Annotated in this window: 20 protein-coding genes and 1 pseudogene; 15 read left to right on the top strand and 6 right to left on the bottom strand. The window is 70.2% G+C overall.

The window, feature by feature from the left end; genetic code table 11:
- Positions 1–28 precede the first annotated feature (28 nt).
- The 5 genes from JAO84_RS01095 (at position 29) to JAO84_RS01075 (ending at position 6,101) form a co-directional block, all read left to right on the top strand.
- Positions 29–1,588, top strand: a complete 1,560-nt coding sequence (locus JAO84_RS01095; protein ID WP_370409562.1) for a sugar ABC transporter ATP-binding protein — start codon at positions 29–31, stop codon at positions 1,586–1,588.
- Entirely contained in the window at positions 1,585–2,700 is a 1,116-nt protein-coding gene (locus tag JAO84_RS01090) for an ABC transporter permease (protein ID WP_370409560.1), read from the top strand. The genes JAO84_RS01095 and JAO84_RS01090 overlap by 4 nt, the downstream gene beginning before the upstream one ends.
- The gene (gene yjfF / locus JAO84_RS01085; protein ID WP_370409558.1) at positions 2,697–3,704 is read left to right on the top strand and encodes a galactofuranose ABC transporter, permease protein YjfF; all 1,008 of its coding nucleotides are present in this window, start codon (positions 2,697–2,699) and stop codon (positions 3,702–3,704) included. The genes JAO84_RS01090 and yjfF overlap by 4 nt, the downstream gene beginning before the upstream one ends.
- 148 nt (positions 3,705–3,852) lie before the next feature.
- On the top strand, positions 3,853–4,923 hold the full coding sequence (locus JAO84_RS01080) for an aldose epimerase family protein (RefSeq protein WP_370409556.1): 1,071 nt from the start codon (positions 3,853–3,855) through the stop codon (positions 4,921–4,923).
- A 167-nt stretch (positions 4,924–5,090) separates the two neighbouring features.
- Positions 5,091–6,101, top strand: coding sequence for a LacI family DNA-binding transcriptional regulator (locus JAO84_RS01075; protein ID WP_370416623.1), 1,011 nt, complete (start codon positions 5,091–5,093; stop codon positions 6,099–6,101).
- A gap of 84 nt (positions 6,102–6,185) precedes the next feature.
- Here JAO84_RS01075 and JAO84_RS01070 read toward each other — a convergent pair whose 3' ends face one another.
- The 4 genes from JAO84_RS01070 to JAO84_RS01055 form a co-directional block, all read right to left on the bottom strand.
- On the bottom strand, positions 6,186–7,616 hold the full coding sequence (locus JAO84_RS01070) for an endo-1,4-beta-xylanase (RefSeq protein WP_370409554.1): 1,431 nt from the start codon (positions 7,614–7,616) through the stop codon (positions 6,186–6,188).
- A gap of 342 nt (positions 7,617–7,958) precedes the next feature.
- Positions 7,959–9,455 carry a glycoside hydrolase family 43 protein gene (locus tag JAO84_RS01065; RefSeq protein WP_370409552.1) on the bottom strand — a complete coding sequence of 499 codons (1,497 nt, stop codon included), beginning with the start codon at positions 9,453–9,455 and terminating at the stop codon, positions 7,959–7,961.
- Complete coding sequence (locus JAO84_RS01060; RefSeq protein ID WP_370409550.1) at positions 9,452–11,671, bottom strand: glycoside hydrolase family 3 N-terminal domain-containing protein; 2,220 nt, start codon at positions 11,669–11,671, stop codon at positions 9,452–9,454. Before JAO84_RS01060 ends, JAO84_RS01065 begins: the two co-directional genes overlap by 4 nt.
- 9 nt (positions 11,672–11,680) lie before the next feature.
- Positions 11,681–12,694, bottom strand: a complete 1,014-nt coding sequence (locus tag JAO84_RS01055; RefSeq protein WP_370409548.1) for a LacI family DNA-binding transcriptional regulator — start codon at positions 12,692–12,694, stop codon at positions 11,681–11,683.
- Between the two features lie 234 nt (positions 12,695–12,928).
- Here JAO84_RS01055 and JAO84_RS01050 point away from each other — a divergent pair, with 234 nt between their 5' ends.
- The 9 genes from JAO84_RS01050 to JAO84_RS01010 all read left to right on the top strand — a co-directional run bounded on the left by JAO84_RS01050 (position 12,929) and on the right by JAO84_RS01010 (position 22,672).
- Complete coding sequence (locus tag JAO84_RS01050; RefSeq protein WP_370409546.1) at positions 12,929–14,221, top strand: extracellular solute-binding protein; 1,293 nt, start codon at positions 12,929–12,931, stop codon at positions 14,219–14,221.
- Entirely contained in the window at positions 14,214–15,203 is a 990-nt protein-coding gene (locus JAO84_RS01045) for a carbohydrate ABC transporter permease (protein ID WP_370409544.1), read from the top strand. Before JAO84_RS01050 ends, JAO84_RS01045 begins: the two co-directional genes overlap by 8 nt.
- The gene (locus tag JAO84_RS01040; protein ID WP_370409542.1) at positions 15,200–16,030 is read left to right on the top strand and encodes a carbohydrate ABC transporter permease; all 831 of its coding nucleotides are present in this window, start codon (positions 15,200–15,202) and stop codon (positions 16,028–16,030) included. The genes JAO84_RS01045 and JAO84_RS01040 overlap by 4 nt, the downstream gene beginning before the upstream one ends.
- 92 nt (positions 16,031–16,122) lie before the next feature.
- The gene (locus tag JAO84_RS01035) at positions 16,123–17,487 is read left to right on the top strand and encodes a glycoside hydrolase (protein ID WP_370409540.1); all 1,365 of its coding nucleotides are present in this window, start codon (positions 16,123–16,125) and stop codon (positions 17,485–17,487) included.
- Positions 17,488–17,519: 32 nt separating this feature from the next.
- Positions 17,520–18,554, top strand: a complete 1,035-nt coding sequence (locus tag JAO84_RS01030; RefSeq protein ID WP_265865970.1) for an endo-1,4-beta-xylanase — start codon at positions 17,520–17,522, stop codon at positions 18,552–18,554.
- Positions 18,551–19,597, top strand: a complete 1,047-nt coding sequence (locus JAO84_RS01025; protein WP_370409539.1) for a Gfo/Idh/MocA family protein — start codon at positions 18,551–18,553, stop codon at positions 19,595–19,597. The genes JAO84_RS01030 and JAO84_RS01025 overlap by 4 nt, the downstream gene beginning before the upstream one ends.
- A complete protein-coding gene (locus JAO84_RS01020) occupies positions 19,594–20,454 on the top strand; it encodes a PmoA family protein (RefSeq protein ID WP_370409538.1) in 861 nt (286 codons plus the stop codon). Before JAO84_RS01025 ends, JAO84_RS01020 begins: the two co-directional genes overlap by 4 nt.
- Positions 20,451–21,194: a cupin domain-containing protein gene (locus tag JAO84_RS01015; RefSeq protein WP_370416622.1), complete on the top strand. Its 744-nt coding sequence runs from the start codon at positions 20,451–20,453 to the stop codon at positions 21,192–21,194. The genes JAO84_RS01020 and JAO84_RS01015 overlap by 4 nt, the downstream gene beginning before the upstream one ends.
- Positions 21,194–22,672, top strand: a complete 1,479-nt coding sequence (locus JAO84_RS01010) for a non-reducing end alpha-L-arabinofuranosidase family hydrolase (protein ID WP_370409536.1) — start codon at positions 21,194–21,196, stop codon at positions 22,670–22,672. The genes JAO84_RS01015 and JAO84_RS01010 overlap by 1 nt, the downstream gene beginning before the upstream one ends.
- A 265-nt stretch (positions 22,673–22,937) precedes the next feature.
- Here JAO84_RS01010 and JAO84_RS01005 read toward each other — a convergent pair.
- Positions 22,938–23,120 (bottom strand): annotated as a pseudogene (locus tag JAO84_RS01005) (TIM-barrel domain-containing protein); the annotation flags it as partial.
- Positions 23,121–23,162: 42 nt separating this feature from the next.
- Positions 23,163–24,044, bottom strand: a complete 882-nt coding sequence (locus JAO84_RS01000) for a winged helix-turn-helix transcriptional regulator (RefSeq protein WP_370409534.1) — start codon at positions 24,042–24,044, stop codon at positions 23,163–23,165.
- A 139-nt stretch (positions 24,045–24,183) separates the two neighbouring features.
- Between JAO84_RS01000 and JAO84_RS00995 the strand changes: the two genes are divergently transcribed.
- Positions 24,184–25,440: an MFS transporter gene (locus JAO84_RS00995; RefSeq protein WP_370409532.1), complete on the top strand. Its 1,257-nt coding sequence runs from the start codon at positions 24,184–24,186 to the stop codon at positions 25,438–25,440.
- Positions 25,441–25,607 lie beyond the last annotated feature (167 nt).

The following is a 25,607-nucleotide window of genomic DNA, read 5'->3' as shown; positions in this document are numbered from 1 at the left end:
CCCCCGACCCTCATGGAGAGGAGGGCGGATGGCAGCCCCACCCACCCCCCGCACACCCACCCGCCCCGACCGGCCGGTCCTGGAGGCCCGCGGCATCCGCAAGGCCTTCCCCGGCGTCCTCGCCCTCGACGGCGTGGACCTGCGCCTCTTCCCGGGCGAGGTACACGCGCTGATGGGTGAGAACGGCGCCGGCAAGTCGACCCTCATCAAGGTGCTCACCGGGGTCCACCCGCCCGACGCGGGAACGGTCTCCGTCGACGGCGTCCCCCAGCGGTTCGCCGAACCACTGGAAGCACAGCACGCCGGAATCAGCACGGTCTACCAGGAGGTGAACCTGTGCCCCAACCTCTCCGTCGCCGAGAACATCCTCATCGGCCGTGAACCCCGGCGCCTGGGACTCGTCCACTGGTCGGCTCTCCACCGGCGCGCGGCACAGCTCATCACCGAGCTGGAACTCGACCTCGACGTCCGCCTGCCGCTGAGCGCGCACTCCCTCGCCGTCCAGCAGCTCGTCGCGATCGTGCGTGCCGTGGACATCCGGGCGAAGGTGCTCGTCCTGGACGAGCCCACCTCCAGCCTCGACCGGGACGAAGTCGCCCAACTGTTCGCCCTGATACGCCGGCTGCGCGACCGGGGCGTCGCGATCCTCTTCGTCACCCACTTCCTCGACCAGGTCTTCGACCTGTGCGACCGGGTGACCGTCCTGCGGAACGGCCACCTCGAAGGCGAGTACCGGATCGACGAGCTGACACCCGTCACCCTCGTACACCGCATGGTCGGCAGCGAACTGCGCACCCTCGACGAACTCGCGGAGACGTCGCACACCGGCACCGCCGCCCCCGTCCCCGCGGACACCCCCTTCCTGAGCGCCCGCGGACTCGGCCGGGCCGGTGCCGTCCAGCCGTACGACCTGGACATCCACCGCGGCGAGGTCATCGGCCTGGCCGGGCTCCTCGGCTCCGGACGCACCGAGGCGGCCCGGCTGCTCTTCGGCGCCGACCACGCCGACGGAGGAGAGCTCCGGATCGACGGCGAACGTGCCGCCCTGCGATCGCCCCGCGCCGCGATCGCCCACAAGATCGCCTTCTGCTCGGAGAACCGCAAGGCGGAGGGGCTGATCGGCGAACTCACGGTCCGCGAGAACATCGTGCTCGCCCTGCAAGCCGCACGCGGCTGGACCAAACCGCTCTCCCGCACCCGACAGGACGAGATCGCCGCCCGGTGGACCGAGGTCCTCGACATCCGCCCGGCCGATCCCGAGGCCCAGGTCCGCAACCTCAGCGGAGGCAACCAGCAGAAGGTGCTGCTCGCGCGGTGGCTGCTCACCGACCCCGAGCTGCTGATCCTGGACGAACCCACCCGGGGCATCGACATCGGAGCCAAGACGGAGATCCAGAAGCTGGTCACCCGGCTGGCCGCGGAAGGCACCGCGGTTCTCTTCATCTCCGCCGAACTCGAGGAAGTGCTGCGGCTGAGCCACCGCGTGGGTGTCCTGCGCGATCACCGGCTTGTCGCCACCCTTCCCAACGACCCGACGCTGACGCCCGACCGGATCCTGGGCACCATCGCCACCGGAGCCACCTCATGACACCACCTGACGACGCCGGCGCCGGAAGGCGTCCGGCCCGGGCGCCCGGCGCCCGGCAGCTCACCGAACACCGCCTCTTCTGGCCCGCCGCCGTCCTGGCAGCCCTGCTGCTCGGCAACGTCGCGCTCACCCATGACTTCTTCGCCGTCCGCGTCCAGAACGGACACCTGTACGGCAGCCTGATCGACATCCTCCAGTTCGGCGCCCCCCTGGTACTGGTGTCGCTCGGCATGACGCTGGTCATCGCGACCCGGGGCATCGACCTCTCGGTCGGCTCGACGGTCGCCATCGCCGGAGCCCTCGCGTGCGAGCACATCGCCACCGCGAAGGACCCCGGAAGTCTGCCCACCGTCATGTCGGCGATCGCGGTGGCGGTCGGCGTGGCCGCCGCGATCGGCCTGCTCAACGGCCTCCTCGTCGCCCGGCTCGGCGTCCAGCCCATCGTCGCCACGCTGGTCCTCATGGTCGCGGGCCGGGGCGTGGCCCAGCTGATCACCGACGGCCAGATCATCAGCGTGTCCAGCAGCGCCTACAAGATGATCGGCGGGGGCTACTGGCTCACCCTCCCCTTCGCCGTCCTCCTCGCTGCGGCCCTCGTCGCCGTCACCTCCCTCGTCACCCGGCGGACCGCGCTCGGCATGCTTATCGAATCGGTGGGCGGCAATCCGGTCGCGAGCCGACTCGTAGGCATCCGGGCAGCCGGTCTCCTGGTCATGGTCTACGTCGTCAGCGCCGTGTGCGCCGCGGTGGCCGGCCTGATGATCAGCTCCAACGTCTCAAGCGCCGACGGCAACAACGCGGGCCTGTGGATCGAGCTGGACGCCATCCTCGCCGTGGTCGTCGGCGGCACCGCCCTCACGGGCGGCCGCTTCTCCCTCGGAGGGACGGTCCTGGGCGCGCTGATCATCCAGACTCTCTCGACCACGATCTACACCCTCGGCGTACCGCCCGAGACCACCCTTGTCTTCAAGGCCCTCGTCGTCATCGTCGTGTGTCTCGTCCAGTCGCCCGCGTTCCGCGCGCGGCTCTCGCGCCGTCGCCGACCGGCCGCCCCGGGCCCGGCCCCCGCGGCCGGCGACGCGGGAGCCCGCCAGCAGGAGGTCCACCCGTGAGCACCACCCTCAGCTCCCTCACCGGGCCGCTCCAGCGGTTCTCGGCACGGCATGCCACCCGTCTGCCGCTCGTGGTGACCGCCACTCTGCTGATCGTGATGTTCTCGATCGGCTCCCTTCAGTACGAAGGCTTCTTCTCCGCGCAGGTCCTGCTCAACGTCCTGATCGACAACGGCTTCCTGCTCGTCGTGGCGATCGGCATGACGTTCGTCATCCTCACCGGTGGAATCGACCTTTCCGTCGGCTCCATGGTGGCCTTGTCGACCATGCTGACGGCCTGGCTCGTCGAACGGAACGGTGTGCCGCTCGCCCTGGCGGTGCCTCTGGTCCTGCTGGTGGGAGCCGGAGGCGGCGCCCTCATGGGCTGGGTGATCCACGCCTTCGAGATCCAGCCCTTCATCGTCACCCTCGCGGGCATGTTCCTCGCCCGTGGCCTCTGCTACATGATCAGCACGGAGTCCATCTCCCTCACCGACCCCACGACCACGCGGATCGCCCAGACGCGAGTGCTCCTGCCCGGGGGGCTGTTCGTCTCACCCGCCGTGGTCATCGCCCTGGTCGTGCTGGTGCTCGCCTTCGTCGTCCTCCACCACACCCGCTTCGGCCGCACCGTCTACGCCCTGGGCGGCAACGAGTCCTCGGCCCGTCTCATGGGTCTGCCCGTGGGACGCACCAAGATCGCGGTGTACGCCGTGAGCGGCCTGTGCTCCGCCCTCGGCGGCCTGCTGCTGACCTTCTACATGCTGTCCGGCTACGCCCTGCACGCCGTCGGCATGGAACTCGACGCCATCGCGGCCGCGGTCATCGGAGGGACGCTGCTCACCGGAGGCTCCGGCTTCGTCCTGGGAACCGCGCTGGGCGTGACGGTCCTCGGCCTGATCCAGACCATCATCAGCTTCCAGGGCACGCTCAGCTCATGGTGGACGCGCATCGTCATCGGGGGCCTGCTGTTCGTCTTCATCCTCCTCCAACGGCTTTTCGGCGGCTCCCGCCCGGTGCGCTAGACCTCCCGGGCAGGCCCGATCCCGGGCAGACCACTCACCACCGACCACCGACCACCGACCACCGACCACCGACCACCACGAACACGGCCGGGAAAGCAGTCTTCGACCTCCTTTCCCGGCCGTGCCGCACTCCGGACAAGGAACCTCCATGACCCCGTCCTCCCGTCCGCCTTTCACCGGCGGCCCACCGGTCTGCCACACCGGCACGGATGCCGGGCAACGATGGACCTTCGGCTTTCCCGGCGGACTCACGGCAGAGGTGCACACCCGCGGCGCCCGCCTCCACGGACTGTGGGTGCCGGACCGGCACGGCACCCCGGCCGACGTCGTCCTCGCTCCCCGCGACCCGGCTCGGACGGCTGCCGCCCGGTACTTCGGAGCCACCGTCGGCCGCTACGCCAACCGCATCGCACGAGGCCGGTTCTCCCTGGACGGGAAGACGTACCAGCTGACCACACAGGAGAACGGCCACTGCCTGCACGGCGGAGACGACGGATTCGACACCCGGCTCTGGGAAGCCGAAAGCGTGCACACCCCGGAGTGGACCGGTGTGCTCCTGCACCTCCGCAGCCCCGACGGCGACCAGGGATTCCCGGGAAACCTGGACGTCACCGTCAGCTGCCTCATCGGCCGTGACGGAGAACTCTCCTTCTCCTACGCAGCGGTCACCGACGCGGCCACCCTGGTCAACCTGACCAACCACGCCTACTTCAACCTCGAAGGCGAGGGCGCCGGCGACATCCTCGACCATCAACTGGCCGTCCACGCCGACCACTACACACCGGTCGACGAGGAACTCATCCCCTACGGGGACCACCGCCCCGTCACCGGCACCGCGTTCGACCTCCGCCGGCCGCTCAGGATCGCCGAGGCCCAGGCCCGGCCGGGGGCGGGCGGCGGGTACGACCACAACTTCGTACTGAGCCCGCACGGCAACGACGACACGCTCCGCCGGGCCGCCGTCCTCCACGCGCCGTCCACGGGCCGCCGCATGGAGGTGCTGACCACGGAGCCCGGACTCCAGGTCTACACCGCGGGGCAGTTCGACGGAACGATCCTCGGCAAGAGCGGTACCCCCTACCGGACGGGCGCCGGCATCGCGCTGGAGACCCAGCACTTCCCCGACTCCCCGAACCGCCCCGGTGACCCGTCCACGGTGCTGCGACCCGGCGAGGAGTACCGGTCGAGGACGGTCCTGCGGTTCAGTACGAGCGGCTGACGCTGCTCCGGACACGGCTGGGCCCGGAGCAGCGTCAGCCGCCCGCCGCGAGCAGCACTAAGGTTTTTCTCGCATCGATGCACAGCCGCAATATCGGCGCACAGCCGTGATCAGGGAGAGGGGAGGCGAACGTGGGGCATCCCGCGGAAGACGTCCGCCCGCCGACGATGGCCGATGTCGCACGGGAGGCGGGGGTCTCCCATCAGACCGTCTCGCGGGTGCTGAGCGGTCACCCGAATGTGCGTGCGGCCACGCGTGAGCAGGTCACGGTGGCGATCGAGCGGCTGGGCTACCGCCGTAATTCCGCGGCCCGGGCTCTGGTGACGCGCCGGACGAGGACGCTGGGTGTGATCGCGGTCAACACCGCCCTGTACGGCCCGGCGAGCACGATGACGGGTCTGCAGGAGGCGGCGCGGGAGGAGGGCTATCTGGTCTCCACGGTCAGTCTGCGTACCGGGGAGGGGCAGGCGCTGAAGGATGCCATCGACCATCTCGCGGCCTGGGGTGTGGAGGGGGTCGTCGCGATCACCCCGCAGCGCTCGCACGTGCAGGCGCTCGCCGAGCTGGACGCGCCCTTTCCGGTGGTGACGGTGGAGGGTGGCCACCGGCTCGATCTGCCCGGGGTCTCCCTGGACCAGGAGCGCGGTGCCCGTATGGTCACGGAGCATCTGCTGGCCGCCGGGCACCGCACGGTCTGGCACGTGGCCGGGCCCGAGGACTGGCTGGAGAGCGAGGCCCGCACCGCGGGCTGGCGCGCGGTCCTGGAGGAGAGCGGTATCGAGCCTCCGCGTGTGCTGGCGGGTGACTGGAGCCCGTTGTCGGGGTACCGGGCGGGCCAGGAGCTCGCCGGGCTCGCCCTGGCCCGCCGCGGGGCGGCACCGGTCACCGCCGTCTTCGTCGCCAACGACCAGATGGCGCTCGGCGTCCTGCGGGCGCTGCGCGAGGCCGGCATCCGCACCCCCGCGCAGGTGGCCGTCGCCGGCTTCGACGACATCCCCGAGGCCGAGTACTTCCCGCCGCCGCTGACCACCGTCCGCCAGGACTTCGCCACCATCGGACGCCGCAGCATCGGACTGCTGGTCGACCACATCGAAGGCCGCGCCCGCAAGGCCGAACACCTCCTGGTGGAACCACAGCTCATCATGCGCGCCAGCACCCGCCCCCCGGGCGACGCCTGACACGGCCGGCGGCTTCCTGTCTCCGAGGAGGGGAGCCAGGATCAGCCTGGCTCCCCTCGATGGCGCGGGTGTCGCTGCAGCAGATCAGGCGCGGGTCCAGCGCTGGTTGCTGCCGCCCGAGCAGGAGTAGAGCTGGATCTGGGTGCCGTTGGCGGTGCCGGCGCCGACGGCGTCGAGACAGAGGCCGGACTGGACGCCGACGATGGATCCGTCGGAGTTGAGGCGCCACTTCTGGTTGTCGCCGCCCCAGCAGCTGTAGATCTGCACCTTGGTGCCGTTGCCGGTGCCGGCGGCGTCCAGGCACTTGTTGCCGTAGACCCTGAGCTCACCGGCGCTGGTGGACGTCCACTGCTGGTTGGCGTTGCTGTTGCAGTCCCACAACTGGACCTGGGTGCCGTCGGTCGTACTGGCGCTCGGCACGTCCAGGCAGCGGCCGGAACCGACGCCCTTGATCGCCGAGCCGTCCGCGGGGGGAGTCGTGGTGCCGCCGTTGAGGGCGTTGAGGACGGAGGTGTAGGCGGGTTTCTTGCTGCCGTCGCCGTTGAACAGCAGTGGCGTCTGGTCGGCTCGCCAGGAGTCGGTGTCGCGCACGCCCCAGACGGTGATGCCCAGGCAGCGCGGGACGGCCAGGCAGTCGTTGGTCACGGCGGCGTAGGTCGTGGGGGAGGCGCCCTGGATGTCGAGCTCGGTGACGGCCACGTCGACGCCGAGGGCGGCGAAGCTCTGCAGCGTGGTGCGGTAGTTGCTGTTGTACGGGCTGTCGTTGTTGAAGTGCGACTGGAACCCGACGCAGTCGATCGGTACGCCGCGCTGCTTGAAGTCCTTGACCATGTTGTACACGGCCTGGGTCTTGGCCCAGGTCCAGTTGTCGGTGTTGTAGTCGTTGTAGCAGAGCTTGGCGGCCGGGTCGGCGGCGCGCGCGGTGCGGAAGGCGACCTCGATCCAGTCGTTGCCGGTGCGCTGCAGGTTCGAGTCGCGCCGGGCGCCCGAACTGCCGTCGGCGAAGGCCTCGTTGACGACGTCCCACTGGGCGATCTTGCCCTTGTAGTGGCCCATCACGCCGTTGATGTGGTTGATCATCGCCTGACGCAGCGCGCTGCCGCTGAGGCTCTGCATCCAGCCGGGCTGCTGGGAGTGCCAGGCGAGGGTGTGTCCGCGCACCTTCTTGCCGTTCTGCACCGCCCAGTTGTGGACGCGGTCACCGGCGGTGAAGTCGAACCGGCCCTGCTGCGGTTCGGTGGCGTCGATCTTCATCTCGTTCTCGGGCGTCACCATGGTGAACTCACGGTTCGCGATGGTCGTGTACGCCGAGTCGCCGAGCCGGCCCGAGGCGATGGCGGTGCCGAAGTAGCGGCCGCTCTGCGCCGCGGCGCTGCCGAGTGTGCTCTCGGCGGCCTGTGAGGTCGACGGCGCGACCAGGATGGTGGCCGAACCGAGGACCCCGACGATCAGCGCCGCACACAGGCCGCCGATTTTCCGGCGGACGGTGGACGGTGGAATGGCTTGTGAACGCATGAATGGACCTCCGGGACAGAAATCACGGATGGATGTGAGTGCGGCGGAAGGAATCCGCGAAGGCGATGTCCGGGTCCATCGAAAAAGGACGCGGACCATCAAGGCGCAATGATTCGAGGCCGGTACGGCGACACGCGGGTAAAGGGGCGCCACCGCCTCGGGATTCAGTGTGGAAACACGGCGTGACCATGTCAAGTATTTCGAAGAGGTTTCGGAAACTCGGCCCCGTATGGCCATTCGAAACGCTCCGTCAGGGATTTCGGGAGCGTCATAGCGAAGCGGTCCCTGTCGAAAGTATTTCGACAGGGACCGCTTCCTTCATAAGAGAGTGCTTGTCTCGGGTCACATTTCCGGGTCGTCGGTGTCCTTCGCCCCGGAGGGCTGGTGCGGATGCGTGATGTCGAACCACGCGAAATGGGCTTGGGTGGTGGACGGGCGGCCGTTGGAGGTGGCGTAGAGGCCGAGCTGCACGCTGGTGAACAGCGGGGTGAGGAAGGTGGCTTCGACGGTGGTCAGGTCCTGCCAGGCCCCGTCGGGTGCCGCGTAGGCGAAGGTGTGGCTGAAGCCGCGGATGCGGACCCCCAGGCGGACGGGGCCCGGCGGGACGACGACGCCGGCCAGGACATCGGGCCCGCGACGGAGGCTGAGCCCTTCCGTGGTGCGAAGGAGGACGAGATGGGTGTCGTCGTCGATGACGACGGCGAGGCCTGCCTGTTCCTCCGGTGCGTCGGGGAGGAAGTGCAGCTCGGTGGAGACGTCGCAGTCGGGCTGTTCCTGGGGGAGGACCAGGAGGGACGGGGTGGTGCGTTCGCCGAGGCGTTCGGGGCGGAGCTGGAGGCGGAGCCCGTCGCCGGTGGTCCAGAACGGTGCGCGTGGGGTGCGCAGGGTGCTCCAGTCGGCGGAGAGGGTGGCGAAGTCGTCGCGGAGACGGTGGCGAGGGCTCGTATGGCGGAGAGGGGAGAAGACCGGCCGGCCGTCGCTCCAGGTGACCCTGCTGAGGAAGGTCTCGCGGCCGATGGCGGAGCCCGGGCGGACACCGAGGAGGACGGCCCGCCACTCGCCGTACGGGGTTCGGACGAGGTCGGCGTGCCCGGTGCAGGTGACCGGGCCCTCGGCGGGAGGCAGCACCGGGTTGCCGGAGACTCCCTCGTACGGGCCGGTCACGCGGGCGGCGCGGGCGGCGACCACGCTGTGGTCCACATCGGTGCCGCCCTCGGCGGTGAGCAGAAGGTAGCTGCCGTCGATCTTGTAGAGGTGCGGGGCTTCCGACCAGCGGGCGCCCAGGTGGGTTCCCGACCACAGGACGTACTCCGGTCCCGTGAGCCGTCGCTCGCGGGGAAGGTACTCGCGCATCCAGATCTCGGTGCGGCCGGCGGCCTCGTCCAGCACACGGGCGGCGGTGAACCAGGCCCGGCCGTCGCCGTCGCCGTCGCCGTCGCAGTCGTCCGGCCCGTCGTCGAAGAACAGTGACGGGTCGAAGCCCTCGCCCTCCAACCACTGCGGTTCCGACCACGGCCCCGCCGGGTCGGTCGCCGTGACGACGAAATGGCCGGGGCCGTCCATCAGCGTGCAGACGAGATGGAACACCCCGTCATGGTGCCTGATCGTGGGCGCGAACAGGCCGCGTGAGGGCTCACACCCGTCGAGATCGAGCTGGGACGGGCGGTCGAGCGCGGAGCCGAGACGTCGCCAGTTCACGAGATCGCGGCTGTGGAACACGGGAAGACCCGGGAACCATTCGAAACTGGACGTCACCAGGTAGTAGTCCGCTCCCACCCGGCACACGGACGGGTCGGGCCGGAAGCCGGGCAGCACGGGATCGCCGAAGGACGTGCTCATGAGACGGGGACGATCTCGACCGGCACGGACAGCACGCGGTCGGCCGCCGGATGCCGTACGGGGCCGTGCAGAGTGAAGGAGCCCCGCAGCGGAAGATCGCCGCTGGACCGTCCGACGGCCACGCCGATCTCTCCGGGCTCCACTCTTCTCCGCAGGTCGATACCGGTGAAGGAGGTCCGGTCGGCATGGACGGAGAAGGTGATCCGGGCGGCCGCGCCCGGTTGCAGCTCGACCCTGCAGAATCCGGCGAGCCACTGCTGTGGCCGGACGACGGACGCCTCGGGGTCCGAGAGGTACAGCTGGACCACCTCGGTCCCGGCCACCTCTCCGACGTTGCGTACGGTGACCGAGACGGAGACGGCTCCGTCCGTCGCGGCGACGGGATCCACCGAGAGCTCCGAGCAGGTGAAGCGGGTCCAGCTCAGCCCGTGTCCGAAGGGGAACAGCGGAGTCGGGTCCACCGAGCTCCAGTCGGTGCGTCCGCCGAGTCTGGAGTGCAGGTACGTGCCGGGCTGGCCGCCGGCCTGGCGGGGGAGGGAGACGGGCAGCCGTCCGGACGGCTCCGCGGCCCCGCTGATGATCCGGGCCAGCGCCGTCCCGCCCTCCTCGCCGGGGAAGAAGGCCTGTAGGACGGCCGATGCGCGTTCGGCCAGCGAGCCGAGGGCGTAGGGCCGTCCGGAGACCAGGACCAGGACGGTCGGCACCCCGGAGTCCAGAACGGCGGAGGCGAGTGCGGCCTGGTCCCCGGGCAGATCGAGGGTCGCGGCGTCGCAGCCCTCTCCCGAAGTGCCCCGGCCGAACATGCCGGCCCGGTCTCCTAGCACCAGCACGTTCACGTCCGGCTCGTCCGCGGTGACCGTGAACCCGGCCGCGGTGAGCGCTTCGCCGAGCGTCGGGATCTCAAGCCCGGGGTCGCCGGGCAGCGCGACGTGGTTGGGGAAGGAGTAGCAGCCGAGGAAGGAGTGGGGGTCGTCGGCGTACGGCCCGTGGATCGCGACCCGGCACGGCCGCAGCGGCAGGATGCCGTCGTTGGCGAGCAGCACGGTGGACCGTTCGGCCAGGAGCCTGGCCAGGGCCCGGTTCTCCGGCGGGTCGAGGTCGACCGGCTCGGGCTTGACGGGTTCCCAGTCGGGGTCGAGCAGGCCGAGTTCGGCCTTCTGCAGCAGGACGCGCTCCGCGGCCCGGTCGATGAGCTCCTCGGACAGGCCTCCTGACCGCACGAGTTCGGTCAGCGGCTCGCCGTAGCAGCGGGCCGTGGGCAGCTCGACGTCGATCCCCGCGGTCAACGCCAGCGCGCCGGCCGCGCCGCGCGACCCGGTGACGCCGTGTCGGGTCTCCAGGAAGGAGACGGCGTAGTAGTCGGCGACGACGACACCGCCGAAACCGAGCTCGCCCCTGAGCAGGTCGGTCAGCAGGCGTCGGTCGGCGGCCACCGGGACCCCGTCCACGTCGGTGTAGCTGTTCATCACCGACCGAGCGCCTCCCTCGCGCAGCGCCCGTACGAAAGGCTCGACCAGGACATCGGCGAACTCGCGGGGCCCCGAGGCGACGGGGGCCATGTTCCGGCCGCCGCGCGAGGCCGAGTACCCGGCGAAGTGCTTGAGCGTCGCCACGATGCCGACGTCTTCCAGGCCCTGTACGTAGGCCGTGCCGACCGCTCCGACGAGATAGGGGTCCTCGCCGATGCACTCCTCGGTCCTGCCCCACCGGTAGTCGCGGACCACGTCGAGCACCGGAGCCAGTCCTTGGTGGACGCCGACCCGCCGCATCCCGGCGCCGATGGCGGCGGCCATCCGGCGCACGAGCCCAGGGTCGAAGGACGCGCCCCAGGCCGGCGGGGCGGGGAAGACCGTCGCTCCGAGCGTCATGAACCCCGTCAGGCACTCCTCGTGAGCGACCGCCGGGATCCCGAAGCGGCTGGATCCGGTCACCTGCTGCTGGAGCGAGGCGAGCCGCTCCATTCCGGCTTCCGCGGTGATCGGTGCGGTTCCGAACACCCGGGTGAGCTGGCCGAGCCCGTGGGCGACGATGTCGTCGAGGCCGGGCGCGGACTCGCCGGAATCGTCCTCCATCGGCGCGACAGGTACTCCCGGATCCGAGGGCAACGCCCAGAAGCCGGCGAGTTGTCCCGCCTTCTCCTCCAGCGTCATCCGTCTCAGGAGATCGGTGACTCGCTCGGACACGGGCAGCAGGGTGTCACGCCAGGGCTCGGTCAAGGGATTCTCCTAGTGACGAGGCGGGGCGGTGGAGAGCCGGACCTTCAGTTCGGTCGAGAGCTCCATCCGCGGGCTGACCAGGGGCTGGCCGTCCAGAAGATGGAACAGTGTGCGGGCGGCGACCCGGCCCATCTCCTCCAGCGGCTGGCGCACCGTCGTCAGCGGCGGTGAAAGCCATTCGCACATCGGCAGGTCGTCGAAGCCGACCACGCTGAGGTCCTGCGGGATGCGCAGTCCGCTCTGCCGGGCGGCTTCGTAGACGCCCATCGCCTGCTGGTCGCTGCCGGCGAAGACGGCCGTCGGCGGCTCGGGGAGGGCGAGGAGCTCCCGGGCGCACCGGAACCCGCCCTCGTGCTGGAAGTCGCCGAACCGGACCAGGTCGCGGTCGGCCTCGATCCCGGCCCGCTCCAGGGCGGTCCGATACCCGTCGATACGGGCCTGGCTGCAGAGCATCTCCTTGCGTCCGCCGATCGTGGCGATCCGGCGGTGCCCCAGTTCCAGCAGGTGCTCGGTGGCGGCCATGCCGCCCGCCCAGTTGGTCGCTCCGATGCTCGGGACGCCGTTGCCGGGCAGGTCGATGGGGTCGATGACGACCAGCGCCACCCCGGCCCGTTCGACCTGGGCGCGCTGGGCGCGGGTGACCGAGGAGGTCACGAGGATGACGCCGTCGCTGTGGTGCAGGACCGGCAGCGCGGTCCAGCTGGACGGCGTGGCCTCACCCGGCGGGACGAGCGACACGACGGTACCGACGCTCCGCTGGGCGCACTCGGCCTCGACGCCGCGCAGTATCTCCACCGCCCACGCGCTGTCGAGGCCGCCGATGATCAGGTCGACGAGGCCCGATCTGCGGGCTCTGCCCTGCCGGCCGGGCGGCAGGTAGTTGTGTGATCGCAGCAGGCCCTCGATCCGTTCGCGGGTCGCGGGCGCGACATCGGAGCGGCCGTTGATCACCTTGGACACGGTGGCCGGGGAAACCCCCGCCTCCGCGGCGATCACGGCCAGGGTCGGGCGCTGCTCGCTCAACTTCTCTCCTCCGCGCGGATGCCTTCGGCCGCCGACATGTATCGCAAACTTTCGACGAGTTTCCGGGCGGTCCGACCTGCTTGTCAACCCTACGAACAACCGGCGTCCGTAGCTAAGTTGACGCGAGGTCTTGACCGACAAGCCTCGCGTTCCTAGTTTGTGGCAGCGCAGAATTCGAGAGTATTTCGAAAAAATTTCGGGCACGAACCGGCATTCCCCCACCCCGGAGGTCCCATGGCCAGCACCCTCCCGAGCCGACGAAGCTTCCTGGCGCTCGCGGGCATGACCACCTTGTCCGTCGCACTCACCACGGCCTGCGGGTCCGGTGGGTCGGGCGGCAATCTGTCGGCCGACGGCAAGGTGACGTTCGACTGGTGGAACATCGCCACCACGGAGCCGGGGAAGTCCCTCTTCCCGGAGATCTCCACGGCGTACACGAAGGCTCACCCGAAGATCGCGATCAACACGACCTCGCTGGAGAACGAGGCGTTCAAGTCCAAGCTGACCGCCACCACGTCCTCGGGCAAGCTCCCCGACGTCTACCAGACCTGGGGCGGCGGCGTGCTCAAGCAGCAGGTCGACGCGGGGCTCGTCGAGGACCTCGCCGACCTCATGGACTGGTCGTCGCAGCTCACCCCGGTCTCGCTCTCGGCCTACCAGATCGACGGCCGCATCTACGGAGTCCCGTACGACATCGGCATGGTCGGCTTCTGGTACAACAAGAAGCTCTTCGCCAAGGCCGGCATCACCACTCCGCCGGCCACCTGGGCCGCGTTCCTCGCCGACGTGCGGAAGCTCAAGGCCGCGGGCATCACCCCGATCGCCCTCGCCGGCAAGGAGAAGTGGCCCGGCCACTACTACTGGGCCTACCTCGCGATGCGCGTCGCCGGCCTCCCCGCCCTGCAGAAGGCCGCGACCACCAAGGACTTCACCGACCCCGGCTTCGTCGAGGCGGGCGTCCATCTCAAGGAGCTCGTCGACCTCCAGCCGTTCCAGCCGGGCTTCCTCGGCGCCGGCTACGCCACCCCGGGCGGCCAGGCCGCGACCGTGGGCAACGGCAAGGCCGCCATGGAGCTGATGGGGCAGTGGGGACCGTCGGTACAGAAGGACGCGGGCGCCGACCTCGGGGCGGACCTGGGCTTCTTCCCCTTCCCGACGGTCGACGGCGGTGTGGGGCAGGCGACCGAGGTCTTCGGCGGCGGCGGTGGCTTCGCGCTGCGCAAGGGCGCCCCGAAGGAGGCCCTGGAGTTCCTGAAGTTCTTCGTCCTGGAGAACGAGTCCAAGCTGCTGGCCTCCAACGGCTACCTGCCGGTGGTCAAGGGCGCGGAAAGTCAGCTCACCGACGCCAACAAGAAGGTGGTGGCCGAGAGCCTCGTCAAGGCCACGGGCTTCCAGCTCTTCCTCGACCAGGCCTACCCGCCGGCGGTCGGCCAGGAGGTCAACGACAGCGTCGCCGACCTCATCGCGGGCAAGAAGACCCCCGAGCAGGTCACGGCGTCGATCACCGAGGCTGCGAAGAGTGCCTAGCTCCGGGTCCACCCTGACCGAGGAACGGACGGAGGAGGCCGTGCCGGTGCGCCCGCCGGCCCCGGCCCGGTCACTCCTGCGCGGCTGGGGAGACTGGGCGTCGATCGCCTGGTTCCTCGTCCCGGCACTGATCCTCTTCCTCGTCTTCGTCCTCGCCCCGATCGTCGTCGCCGTCTGGACCGGCTTCTTCAAATGGGGTGGCATCGGCCCCATGGACGACTTCGTCGGCTTCGGGAACTACACCAAGCTCTTCGGCGACCAGGTCTTCCTCGGCGACCTGGGGCGCGGGCTTTACCTGATCCTCATGTCGGTCCTGGTGCAGCTGCCGTTCGCCCTGTTCACCGCGGTCCTGCTCAACCAGAGGCTCCGCGGCCGGGCGGTCTACCGGATGCTGTTCTTCGCGCCGTACATCCTCTCCGAGGTCGTCACGGCGGTCCTCTTCACGATGATCTTCCTGCCCGGCGCCGGCATGGCCGACCACATCGCCGGCCTCTTCGGCCTCGAGGGCCTCCAGGGCAAGTGGCTCGCCGATCCCTCGACGGTCGTGCCGACCCTGTTCGTCGTCATGATCTGGAAGTACTTCGGCTTCCACATGATGCTGTTCCTCGCCGGGCTGCAGAGCATCCCGTCCGAGATCCTCGAAGCCGCCTCCATCGACGGAGCCGGCGCCTGGCAGCGCTTCCGGCACATCACGCTGCCGCTGCTCGGGCCGACGATCCGGATCAGCGTCTTCCTGTCGATCATCGGGTCCATCCAGCTCTTCGACCTCGTCTGGGTCATGACGGCCGGCGGGCCCAACCACTCCTCCGAGACGATGGCCATCGCGATGTTCCAGTTCGGGTTCAAGCGGTACCAGGTCGGCTACGCCAGCGCGATCAGCGTGGTGCTGTTCATGATCAGCCTCGTCTTCTCCCTCTTCTACCAGCGGTACGTGCTCCGCCGTGACCTGAGCGGCGCCGTCACCTCGGGAGGTGACCGATGAACGCCCGCCGGACGGTACGCGGCCTCTCGCTGCACGCCGTGGTCTGGCTGATCGCCGCGTTCGTCGCCGTACCGCTGCTCTACGCGGTCATCTCCGGTTTCAAGAGCACCGCGGAACTGACGAACAATCCGTTCGGGCTGCCGGAGCAGTGGAAGATCTCCAACTACACGGGAATTCTCGGCGACGGCATGTTCTGGCGGCAGATCGCCAACAGCGCGGGCATCGCGATCGGTACGACGGTCTGCACCGTGGCCGCCTCCGCGATGGCGGCTTTCGTTCTGGCCCGATACGCCTTCCGTGGACGGGAGTTGTTCTATACGCTCTTCACCGTCGGGCTGATGTTCCCGTTCGCTGTGGCCGTTCTGCCGCTCTTCCTCATGCTGCGCACCTTCGGGCTGCTCGACAACCCGCTCGGAGTGATCCTCCCGCAGGCGGCATTCGGGCTCCCCATGACAATCGTGATCCTGCGCGGTTTCTTCCGGACCATCCCGGCGGAGATCGAGGAGGCCGCCACCATGGACGGCTGCGGCAAGGTCCGCTTCTTCTGGCAGATCCTGCTGCCGATGGCGCGTCCGGCACTCGGCACGGTCTCGGTGCTCGCCGTCGTCGCGAGTTGGAACAACTTCTTCCTGCCGCTGCTGGTGTTCAACGACCCGAAGTGGCAGACGATCCCGGTCGGCGTCCAGCAGTTCCAGGGCCAGTACTCGACCGACTACGCGCTCGTCCTCGCGTACATCGTGCTCGCCATGGTCCCCGCTCTCGCCTTCTACGCCGTCGCCGAGCGCCAGCTGATCGGCGGCCTCACGGCGGGCGCCACCAAGGGCTGACCCCCAGGCGCCACCGAGAGCCGACCCGTCCCGCATGACCTCCACCCCGAGGAGACCCTGTGAAACGCCTGACCGCTCTGACAGCCGTCATAATGTTAGCGCTAACATCCCAAGCCGCGGCCGACCCCGCGCCGCCGCCCGCCGAAGGCGCACGCGCCGGCATCGACTTCCGCGCCGAACTCCAGCCCATCGACGGCTTCGGCTTCTCCATGGCCTTCCAGCGGGCCGACCTGCTGCACGGCGCGCGCGGCCTCAGCCCTGCCAAGCGGCGCGAGGTGCTCGACCTGCTGCTCAGCAAGGAGAAGGGCGCCGGCCTGTCGATCCTGCGCCTGGGCATCGGGTCGTCGACCGACCGGGTCTACGACCACATGCCGACGATCCTGCCGACCGATCCCGGCGGGCCGGCCGCCACCCCGACGTACGTCTGGGACGGCTGGGACGGCGGCCAGGTCTGGCTCGCCAAGGAGGCCAAGGCGTACGGCGTCGAACGGTTCTACGCCGACGCCTGGAGCGCGCCGGCGTTCATGAAGACCAACGGCAGCGAGAACGACGGCGGCGAGCTGAAGCCCGCATGGCGTCAGGCCTACGCGAACTACCTCGTCCAGTACGCGAAGTTCTACCAGCGGGAAGGCATCAAGATCACCGACCTGGGGTTCACCAACGAACCCGACTGGACGGCGACCTACGCCTCGATGCGCTTCACCCCGCAGCAGGCCGTCGACTTCCTCAAGGTGCTCGGGCCGACCGTCCGCGCGTCCGGACTGAAGACACAGCTGGTCTGCTGCGACGTCGCGGGCTGGGACCGGCAGGTCGCCTACACCGAGGCCATCGAGGCGGACCCCGCGGCCGACAAGGCCGTACGGACCGTCACCGGTCACCGCTACAGCGGCCCGACCTCGGTCCCGCAGCCCACCGACAAGCACGTGTGGATGTCGGAATGGTCGCCGGACGGCACCACCTGGAACGAGCACTGGGACGACGGCAGCGGCTACGACGGTCTCACCGTCGCGGCCGACATCCAGAACACCCTGACCGTCGGCAACGCCAACGCCTACGTCTACTGGACCGGTGCGTCCCTCGGCGCGACCCGGGGGCTCATCCAGCTCGCCGACCCCGGTGACGACTACCGGGTGTCCAAGCGGTACTGGGCACTGGCCGCCTTCAGCCGGTTCATCCGTCCCGGCGCCGTCCGCGTCCCGGTCACGAACGCCGACCCGGCGCTCCAGGTCACGGCCTTCCGCAACCGCGACGGCAGCCGGGTGATCGAGATCCTCAACACCGCGACCACCGAGACCTCCGCCGCCTTCACCCTCCGCGGCGGGCACGACCGGCACCCCGACGCCTACGTCACCGACGAGACCCGCTCGATCACCCCGGCCGACATCGTCTCCACGCGCGGGACGACCCTCACGGCGAAGCTCGCCCCGCGCGCGCTGACCACGATCGTCCTCGATTGAACCCCGCCAGCACCGAGGAGCCATCCATGTTCATGCCCCGGCATCTCATCGCCCTGTCCGCCGTCGCCTGCCTCGCGGCCGGCCTCGCCGCCGCGCCCGCCAGCGCCGAGCACCGTCCCAGGACGCTCGCCGAACTGGCCAAGAAGCACCACAAGTACTTCGGTTCCGCCACCGACAACCCCGAGTTCACCGACGCCGCCTACCTGAAGCTCCTCGGCAGCGAGTTCGGGCAGACCACCCCCGGCAACGCCATGAAGTGGGAGACCACGGAACCCCGGCGCGGCGTCTTCGACTTCACCGCCGCCGAAGAGGTCATGACCTTCGCCAAGGACCACCACCAGAAGGTCCGTGGCCACACCCTCGTCTGGCACAACCAGCTCCCCGCCTGGCTCACCGAGCGCAGCTGGACCGCCGAAGAGCTGCGCGCCGTCCTCAAGAACCACATCCAGACCGAGGTCCGGCACTTCAAGGGCCGGGTGATCCACTGGGACGTCGTCAACGAGGCCTTCAACGAGGACGGCACCTACCGCGAATCGCTCTTCTACAAGACGCTCGGCCCCGGCTACATCGCCGACGCCCTGCGCTGGGCCCACGAGATCGATCCGCACGCGAAGCTGTACCTCAACGACTACAACGTCGACGGGATCGGCCCCAAGAGCGACGCCTACCACGCCCTGATCAAGCAGTTGAAGGCGGACGGCGTCCCGGTGGACGGCTTCGGCATCCAGGGGCATCTGGCGCTCCAGTACGGCTTCCCCGCCGACGTACGGCAGAACATGCAGCGCTTCGCCGACCTCGGGGTCGAGGTCGCGGTCACCGAGCTCGACATCCGGATGAACCTCCCGGCGACCCCCGAGAAGCTCGCCACCCAGGCCACCTGGTACGCCGACTACGTCAAGGCCTGCCTGGCGGTCAGGAAATGCGTCGGCGTCACCATCTGGGACTACACGGACAAGTACTCCTGGATCCCCGCCGTCTTCCCCGGCGAGGGCGCCGCGCTGCCCTACGACGAGAACCTGGCGCCCAAGCCCGCCTACGACGCGATCCGGAAGGTGCTGGGCGGATGATCAGGACGGCGATCGTCGGAACGGGCGGGATCGCGGGCATCTGCCACGTCCCCGCCCTCCGGGCGCAGGCGCACCGGGCCGAGATCGTGGCGGCCGTCGACGTGGACGCCCTGCGCGCCGAGGCCTTCGCGGCCGAGCACGGCATCCCCGCGGTCCACACCGACCTGCACACGATGCTCCGGCAGGAGCGTCCGGACGTCGTGCACCTGTGCACGCCGCCGTACCTGCATGCCGAACAGGCCGTGGCCTGCCTGGCGTCCGGGGCGTGGGTGTGGTGCGAGAAGCCGGTGGCCCTGTCGCTGGCCGAGCTCGACCGGATCCAGGCCGCCGAGGGCCCCGCCGTCGCCGGCGCGGTGTTCCAGCACAGGTACGGCTCGGGGGCCCGGTACCTCCGCGAGCGGATCGCGACCGGAGCCCTGGGCCGTTCCCTGGTCGCACAGTGCGTCACGGCGTGGTACCGCGACGACGCCTACTACGACGTGCCCTGGCGCGGCACCTGGCGGAGCGAGGGCGGCGGCCCGACGCTGGGCCACGGCATCCACCAGATGGACCTGATGCTCGACGTGCTCGGCCCATGGGCCGAGGTACGCGCGATGGCCGGCCGCCTGGAGCGCGACGTCCAGACCGAGGACGTGTCCGCGGCCCTGGTCCGGTTCGAGAACGGAGCCATCGCGACGGTCGTCAACAGCGTCCTCTCCCCACGCGAGGAGAGCTACCTGCGCTTCGACCTCACCGACGCCACGGTCGAGCTGCGGCACCTGTACGGCTACTCCAACGCGGACTGGACGTTCACCGCCAGGTCGCCGCACGCGAAGTGGGAGCCGCCGGACGACCTGCCCAGCTCGCACACCGCCCAGCTCGCGGACTTCCTGGACCGCTACGAGGCGGGGATCCGGCCCGACCTCGGCAGGTCCACCATGGAACTCGTCACCGCCCTGTACAAGGCCGCGATCACCGGCCTGCCGGTGCGGCGGGGAGAGATCGACGCGACCGACCCGTTCTACGGATCACTCGACGGGGGACGCCCGGAGGTGTTCCGGTGACCTTCGAACTCCACGAGAACGAGGACTCGCTGACGGTCCGGGCTCGCGACGTCGACCTCTTCCGCTATGTGCACCGGCCGGTCATGGACCCCTTCGAGGCACCGAAGCCCTATCTGCATCCGGTGCGCACGCTCGCCGGCGACGTGGTCACGGCGTACCGGCCGCACGACCACCGCTGGCACAAGGGCATTCAGATCACGGCGTCATGGGTGTCGGGGCAGAACTTCTGGGGCGGCGGCACCTACCTGCGCGGGCAGGGCTACGTCGACCTGCCGAACCTCGGCACGATGCGCAGCCTCGCGGTGTCCGCCGCAACGGACCACGGCCGGGTCGTGATCACCGAGGACCTGGCCTGGCACACGATGGCGGGGGAGCACTGGATCGACGAGCGCCGCACGCTGACCGCACGCGACGTCGAGACCGACTCCTGGACCCTGGAGGTCACCACCGCGCTGACCAACGTCCACGACACCGCGCTGACGTTCGGCAGCCCCGGCACACAGGGCAGAGAAATGGCCGGATACTCCGGCCTCTTCTGGCGCGGCCCGCGCGACTTCACCGGCGGCGACGTGATCGGCCCCGGGATGGGCGAGAAGGGCGACTGGCTCGCCTTCATCGGCACGCACGACGAGGTCGACCGCTCCTCCACGCTCCTGTTCCTGGACGATCCGGAAGTCCCCTGCCACTGGTTCGTCCGCCGGGAGCCCTTCCCCGCCGTCAACCCGTCCCTGGCGTTCGAGGAGGAGCTGCCGCTGGCCCCGGGCGACACCCTGTCACGCCGCTTCCGGATCGTCGTGGCCGACGGCGCATGGACGCCCGCGCGCCTGTCCCGCCACGTCGTGGAACACGCGTGGTGACCCCGCTCCCCGGCGGCGTCGGGATCTCCGGGTTGACCGTGTACGACTGGGAGGCCGCCGACGGGCTGTGCGGGGGAACGCCCCACATGCACCTCGTCTGCTCCGAGGCCTACGTCGTCATCAGCGGCGAGGGCAGCGTCCAGACCCTCACCACCACCGGCTTCGCCGACACCCCCCTGCACCCCGGCGACGTCGTCTGGTTCACCCCCGGCACGATCCACCGCCTCGTCAACGCCGGCGGCCTGCGCCTCGTGGTGCTCATGCAGAACAGCGGACTCCCCGAGGCGGGCGACGCCGTCTTCACCTTCCCCGCACCCGTCCTTGCCGATCCTGACGCCTACCAGGCGGCGGCCGTCCTGACCGGCGACCACGCGGCGGCGGCGCGCCGCCGCCGCGACCTGGCGCTCGAGGGCTTCCTGGCCCTGCGCGAAGGCGGGCTGCGGCAGTTCCACAGCGCGGCTTGCCGCCTCAAGAGCAATCTCCTCGACGCCTGGTGGATCCGCTGGCGTGACGGCTCGCTGGCGTCGACCCTCGCGACCGGCTGCCAACTGGAAGCGCTGAAGACCGGAGACCTCTCCCACCTCGATCACGGCGAGGTGTCGCGACTGGAGCGCCCCGCGGACCCGCTCTTCGGCATGTGCGGCCTCCTCCACCCCTATCCCGTCCCCGTGCCTCCGACACCGCCGCCGCGCGGATCGTCGGAGGCACCTCACCCCCATCCCCTGAAGGAGCTCTTCTGATGAGGTTTCGCCATCCACCCCTGGTCCTGGGTCTCGTACTCGCGTTCCTGTCGTCCCTGCTGGTCGGAGCCACTCTCCTCGGTGCCCAGCCCGCCGCCGCGGCGACCGTCGACCCCACCGCCTCGTACGTGCTGATCAACCGCAACAGCGGCAAGGCCCTGGACGTCTACAACCTGGCGACCAACGACGGGGCCCGCATCACCCAGTGGACCAGGAACGACCAGAACCAGCAGCAGTGGCAGTTCGTCGACTCCGGCGGCGGCTACTACCGCGTCAAGTCCCGCCACTCCGGCAAGGTGCTGGACGTCCAGAACAAGTCCACCGCCAACGGCGCACCGATCGTCCAGTGGACCGACCTGAACGGCACCAACCAGCAGTGGCGGCTGGCCGACAGCTCCGACGGCTACGTGAGGCTCATCGCGCGCCACAGCGGCAAGGCCCTCGAAGTGCAGGGCGCCTCCACCGCCGACGGCGCGAACATCGTCCAGTACGACGACTGGGGCGGCGCCAACCAGCAGTGGCAGCTCGTCAAGGCCGGCAGCGGCACCACTCCCGGCACCTGCGCCCTGCCCTCGACGTACCGCTGGTCGTCGACGGGCGCGCTGGCGCAGCCCAAGGCGGGATGGGCCTCGCTCAAGGACTTCACCGTCGCCCCCTACAACGGCAAGCAGCTCGTCTACGCGACGACGCACGGCGCCGCGGGGACGGGGGTGAACTGGGGCTCGATGAACTTCAGCCCGTTCACCAACTGGTCGGACATGGCCTCGGCGAGCCAGAACACGATGGCGAACAACGCCGTCGCGCCCACGCTCTTCTACTTCGCGCCGAAGAACATCTGGGTGCTCGCCTACCAGTGGGGCAGGACCGCCTTCTCCTACCGTACGTCGACCGACCCCACCAACCCGAACGGCTGGTCGGCGGAGCAGGAGCTCTTCTCCGGAACCATCGCCGACACCGGAACCGGGCCCATCGACCAGACGCTCATCGGCGACGGGACGAACATGTACCTGTTCTTCGCCGGTGACAACGGCAAGATCTACCGGGCGAGCATGCCGATCGGGAACTTCCCGGGCAGCTTCGGCTCGTCGTACACGACGGTCATGAGCGACACGGTGAAGAACCTCTTCGAGGCGCCGCAGGTCTACAAGCTCAAGGACCAGAACCAGTACCTCATGATCGTCGAGGCGCGGGGCGCCCAGGAGCAGCGATACTTCCGCTCCTTCACGGCCACCAGCCTGAACGGCTCGTGGACGCCCCAGGCCGCGACCGAGAGCAACCCCTTCGCCGGCAAGGCCAACAGCGGCGCCACCTGGACCAACGACATCAGCCACGGCGAACTGCTCCGCACCAGCCCCGATCAGACCTTCACGGTCGACCCCTGCAACCTGCGCCTCCTCTACCAGGGACACGACCCCAACTCCGGCGGCGACTACGGCCTGTTGCCCTACCGGCCCGGTCTGCTGACCCTGCAGCGCTGACCACGTGACCCCGGCCCGGCTCCGGTGTGCGGAGCCGGCGTGGTGGGCTCGGCGCACGGCCGAGCCCACCACGGCCGCAACCCATGCCCACCCCGACTGTCGGGTTCAGGCCGGGTACGGCAGATCGGCCTCCGAGCTGCCGGCCGGCCGGGTGTGCAACGTTGCGTTCGGGCTGCCGATCCGCAGCTGCCACGGGTGCGGGCTGTCGGTGGTCACGTGCAGGCGGCCCCCACGGCGGCGCAGGTGGAAGCGGGCAGTCTCACCGGGGCCGTCGGTGGCGGGGATCACGGCGGTGCGCTCGGTGCGAGGAGAGCAGCCCGAACTGCACCCACCGCTTGAAGACGGTGGGGGTCGGGGTGCCTTCGAAGCCGCCGATGTCGTGGCTCCAGAAGCCGAAGCCGGACAGGCCGAGGGAGAGTCCGCCGCGCAGTGACTCGGCCATGGCGTCAATGGGCGGGGAAGGGGCGGGCAGAGGTCCGCGCGGGTGTCGTCAGCGCTCTGCCGCCAGGCGCCGCACCTCCGTCAGTGCCTCGTCCACCGCCGCCGGGATGTCCGTCACCGGGAAGCGCGCGTGCCGCACCACGCGGTCGCGGTCCACCACCAGCACGGCCCGTTTCAGCCGCAGCAGCTGCCCGGCGCGGAAGGTGGGCAGTCGCAGGGCGGCGGCGAGGCGCAGGTCGACGTCCGAGAGGAGCGTGAAGGGAAGGCCCTCCTCGACCGCGAACACCCGCTGCTCGTCCGGGCGTTGGGTGCTGACGCCGCGCACCTCCGCACCCACCGCGCGAAAGTCCTCGTACGCGTCCCGGAAGAGCCGGTTCTCCAGCGTGCAGCCGACGGTGCCGGGGATGCCCGACCAGCCGTCCGGCAGGGGGCCCGGGGTCCCGGTCGCCGGATAGCAGAACAGGACGGTGGCCACGCCGCCGGTCACCGGGTCCACCGGCACGCCGTCCCGGTGGCCCGGCAGCTCCAGACGCGGCAGCCGTTCGCCCGCCAGGCCCGCGACGCGCCGCGCCTCCGCGCTCGCCTCGTCGGCGGTGCCGCTGAGCGAGCCGTCGCCGAAGACCCAGCGGTCCGCCCAGTCCTGCATCGACAGCAGCACCGGCAGCAGCCCCCGGCCGCTCTCCGTCAGCCGATACTCGTGCCGCACCGGCCTGTCCTGGTACGGGACCTTCTCCAGGACCCCCGCCGCCACCAGGTGCGCCAGGCGCTCGGTGAGCACCTTCCGGGAGATGCCCAGCTCCTCCTGGAGCGCGTCGAACCGGTGGTGCCCGCGCGCGGTCTCCCGGATCAGGAGCAGGCTCCACCAGTCGCCGACCACCGCCGCGGCATGCGCGATCGCGCATGCCGCGTCCCGCTCGGGCACCGACCTCATCACAGCGTCTCCACTCCTCCGCGCACGGCGGCCGCTCATCGGGACCATCTTGCGCCATGCGGTCCGTTCCCGATAGAAACTCACCCGGAACGAGTGAGTTCCGAAAAGAGACTAATGAGACCCAGGGGGTGGGCGCCGTATGAGCGGGACACGAGCGATCCCGGAGGACGACCAACGCGACGACGAGCGGGAGACCTCGCCGCCGGGCGTCTTCTGGCGCTTCTGGGCCGCCTCCACCGTCAGCGGCGCGGGTACCGCCGTCACCGCCCTCGCCCTGCCCCTCGTCGCCCTCACCGTCCTCGACGCCACCGCCTTCGAGGTCGCCCTGCTGGCCGTCGCCGGACAGGTCTCCTGGCTGCTGCTCAGCCTCCCGGCGGGCGTCGTCGCGCAGCGCGTACCGCTGCGCCGGCTCCAGGTCGTGCTCGACCTCGTACGGTCCGCGGCGCTCGGATCGCTGCCGCTCGCCTGGTGGCTCGGCACCCTCACGTATCCGCACCTGCTGATCGCGGCGCTCGTCACCGGCGCGGCGACGGTGCTGTTCGACATCGGCAACTCGACCTTCCTGCCCGCCGTCGTCCCGGCCCGGCAGTTGGCCGCCCGCAACAGCGTCATGTCCGGCACGCACGCCGTCACCGACACCGGCGGCCCCTCCCTCGGCGGCGTCCTGATCGGCGCGACCGGCCCGGTCGGCGCGCTCGTCGTGGACGCCGCCAGCTATCTGGCCTCCGCCGTGCTCCTGCGCACCCTCCCCGAGAGCCGCCCCGCGCCCCGCACCGGCGAGAGCGTGCTCCGGCTGATGAGCGAGGGCTGGCGGTACGTCATCAGGCACCCGGTCATGCGGCCCTGCATGATCTGGGCGACCGCCGCCAACTTCCTCAACGCGGCCCTCCTGGCCCTCACCCCTCTCTACCTGGTCCGCGAGGCCGGCCTCGATTCGGTACAGCTCGGTCTCGTCCTCGCCATGGACGGGGTCGGAGGGCTCGCCGGCGCCGCCGTCGCGGTCCGGGTGACCACACGCCTCGGCACCGCGTGGGGCATCATCGGGGCCGACCTGGCCGGCGGCGCGCTGCTCCTGCTCGCCCCGCTGACCACGTCGGCGGGGGACGCGTACTGGTTCGCCCTGGGCAACGCCGGCTTCGCCTTCGGCACCGTCATCGGCTCCATCACCACCCGCACCTACCGGCAGACCCAGTCGCCCCCGGAGCTGCTGTCCCGCGTGATGGCCACGGTCCGCTTCGTCTCCTGGGGCGCACTGCCGCTCGGCGCGCTCACCGCCGGCCTCCTCGCCACCTTCGCCGGCGCCCACACCGCCCTCTGGGCCGTCTGCGCCAGCGCCTGTCTGCCCCCGCTCTACCTCTTCTCCAGCAGGGTGGGCCGCTACCGCGACCTCGTCTGACGCCCGGCTCCACGGGACGAGCGGACTCAAGCCGGCGTGTGCCTTTCGGCCGCACGCCGGCCGTCTGCCTGTTCCGGCGTCGTCCGACCTCTTGTCGGGGCGCTGTGGTCTCTCTAATGTGAACCTTCAAATCCCAGGAATCTCGTGGCCTGGCTTCACAAGGGATG

This window comes from Streptomyces fradiae (assembly GCF_041270065.1).
In the GTDB taxonomy this organism is placed as follows: Bacteria; Actinomycetota; Actinomycetes; order Streptomycetales; family Streptomycetaceae; genus Streptomyces.
The sequence above is the reverse complement of the archived record's forward strand: the minus strand, read 5'-3'. Positions and strand labels throughout refer to the sequence as shown.

Bases quoted from the DNA above. Each gene is read 5' to 3' on its own strand.
- JAO84_RS01000 (WP_370409534.1), bottom strand. From the start codon at position 24,044: ATGAGGTCGGTGCCCGAGCGGGACGCGGCATGCGCGATCGCGCATGCC.
- JAO84_RS01070 (WP_370409554.1), bottom strand. From the start codon at position 7,616: ATGCGTTCACAAGCCATTCCACCGTCCACCGTCCGCCGGAAAATCGGC.
- JAO84_RS01025 (WP_370409539.1), top strand. From the start codon at position 18,551: ATGATCAGGACGGCGATCGTCGGAACGGGCGGGATCGCGGGCATCTGC.
- JAO84_RS01080 (WP_370409556.1), top strand. From the start codon at position 3,853: ATGACCCCGTCCTCCCGTCCGCCTTTCACCGGCGGCCCACCGGTCTGC.
- JAO84_RS01075 (WP_370416623.1), top strand. From the start codon at position 5,091: ATGGCCGATGTCGCACGGGAGGCGGGGGTCTCCCATCAGACCGTCTCG.
- JAO84_RS01035 (WP_370409540.1), top strand. From the start codon at position 16,123: ATGTTAGCGCTAACATCCCAAGCCGCGGCCGACCCCGCGCCGCCGCCC.
- JAO84_RS01010 (WP_370409536.1), top strand. From the start codon at position 21,194: ATGAGGTTTCGCCATCCACCCCTGGTCCTGGGTCTCGTACTCGCGTTC.
- JAO84_RS01040 (WP_370409542.1), top strand. From the start codon at position 15,200: ATGAACGCCCGCCGGACGGTACGCGGCCTCTCGCTGCACGCCGTGGTC.
- JAO84_RS01030 (WP_265865970.1), top strand. From the start codon at position 17,520: ATGCCCCGGCATCTCATCGCCCTGTCCGCCGTCGCCTGCCTCGCGGCC.
- JAO84_RS01050 (WP_370409546.1), top strand. From the start codon at position 12,929: ATGGCCAGCACCCTCCCGAGCCGACGAAGCTTCCTGGCGCTCGCGGGC.
- JAO84_RS01095 (WP_370409562.1), top strand. From the start codon at position 29: ATGGCAGCCCCACCCACCCCCCGCACACCCACCCGCCCCGACCGGCCG.
- JAO84_RS00995 (WP_370409532.1), top strand. From the start codon at position 24,184: ATGAGCGGGACACGAGCGATCCCGGAGGACGACCAACGCGACGACGAG.
- JAO84_RS01065 (WP_370409552.1), bottom strand. From the start codon at position 9,455: ATGAGCACGTCCTTCGGCGATCCCGTGCTGCCCGGCTTCCGGCCCGAC.
- JAO84_RS01090 (WP_370409560.1), top strand. From the start codon at position 1,585: ATGACACCACCTGACGACGCCGGCGCCGGAAGGCGTCCGGCCCGGGCG.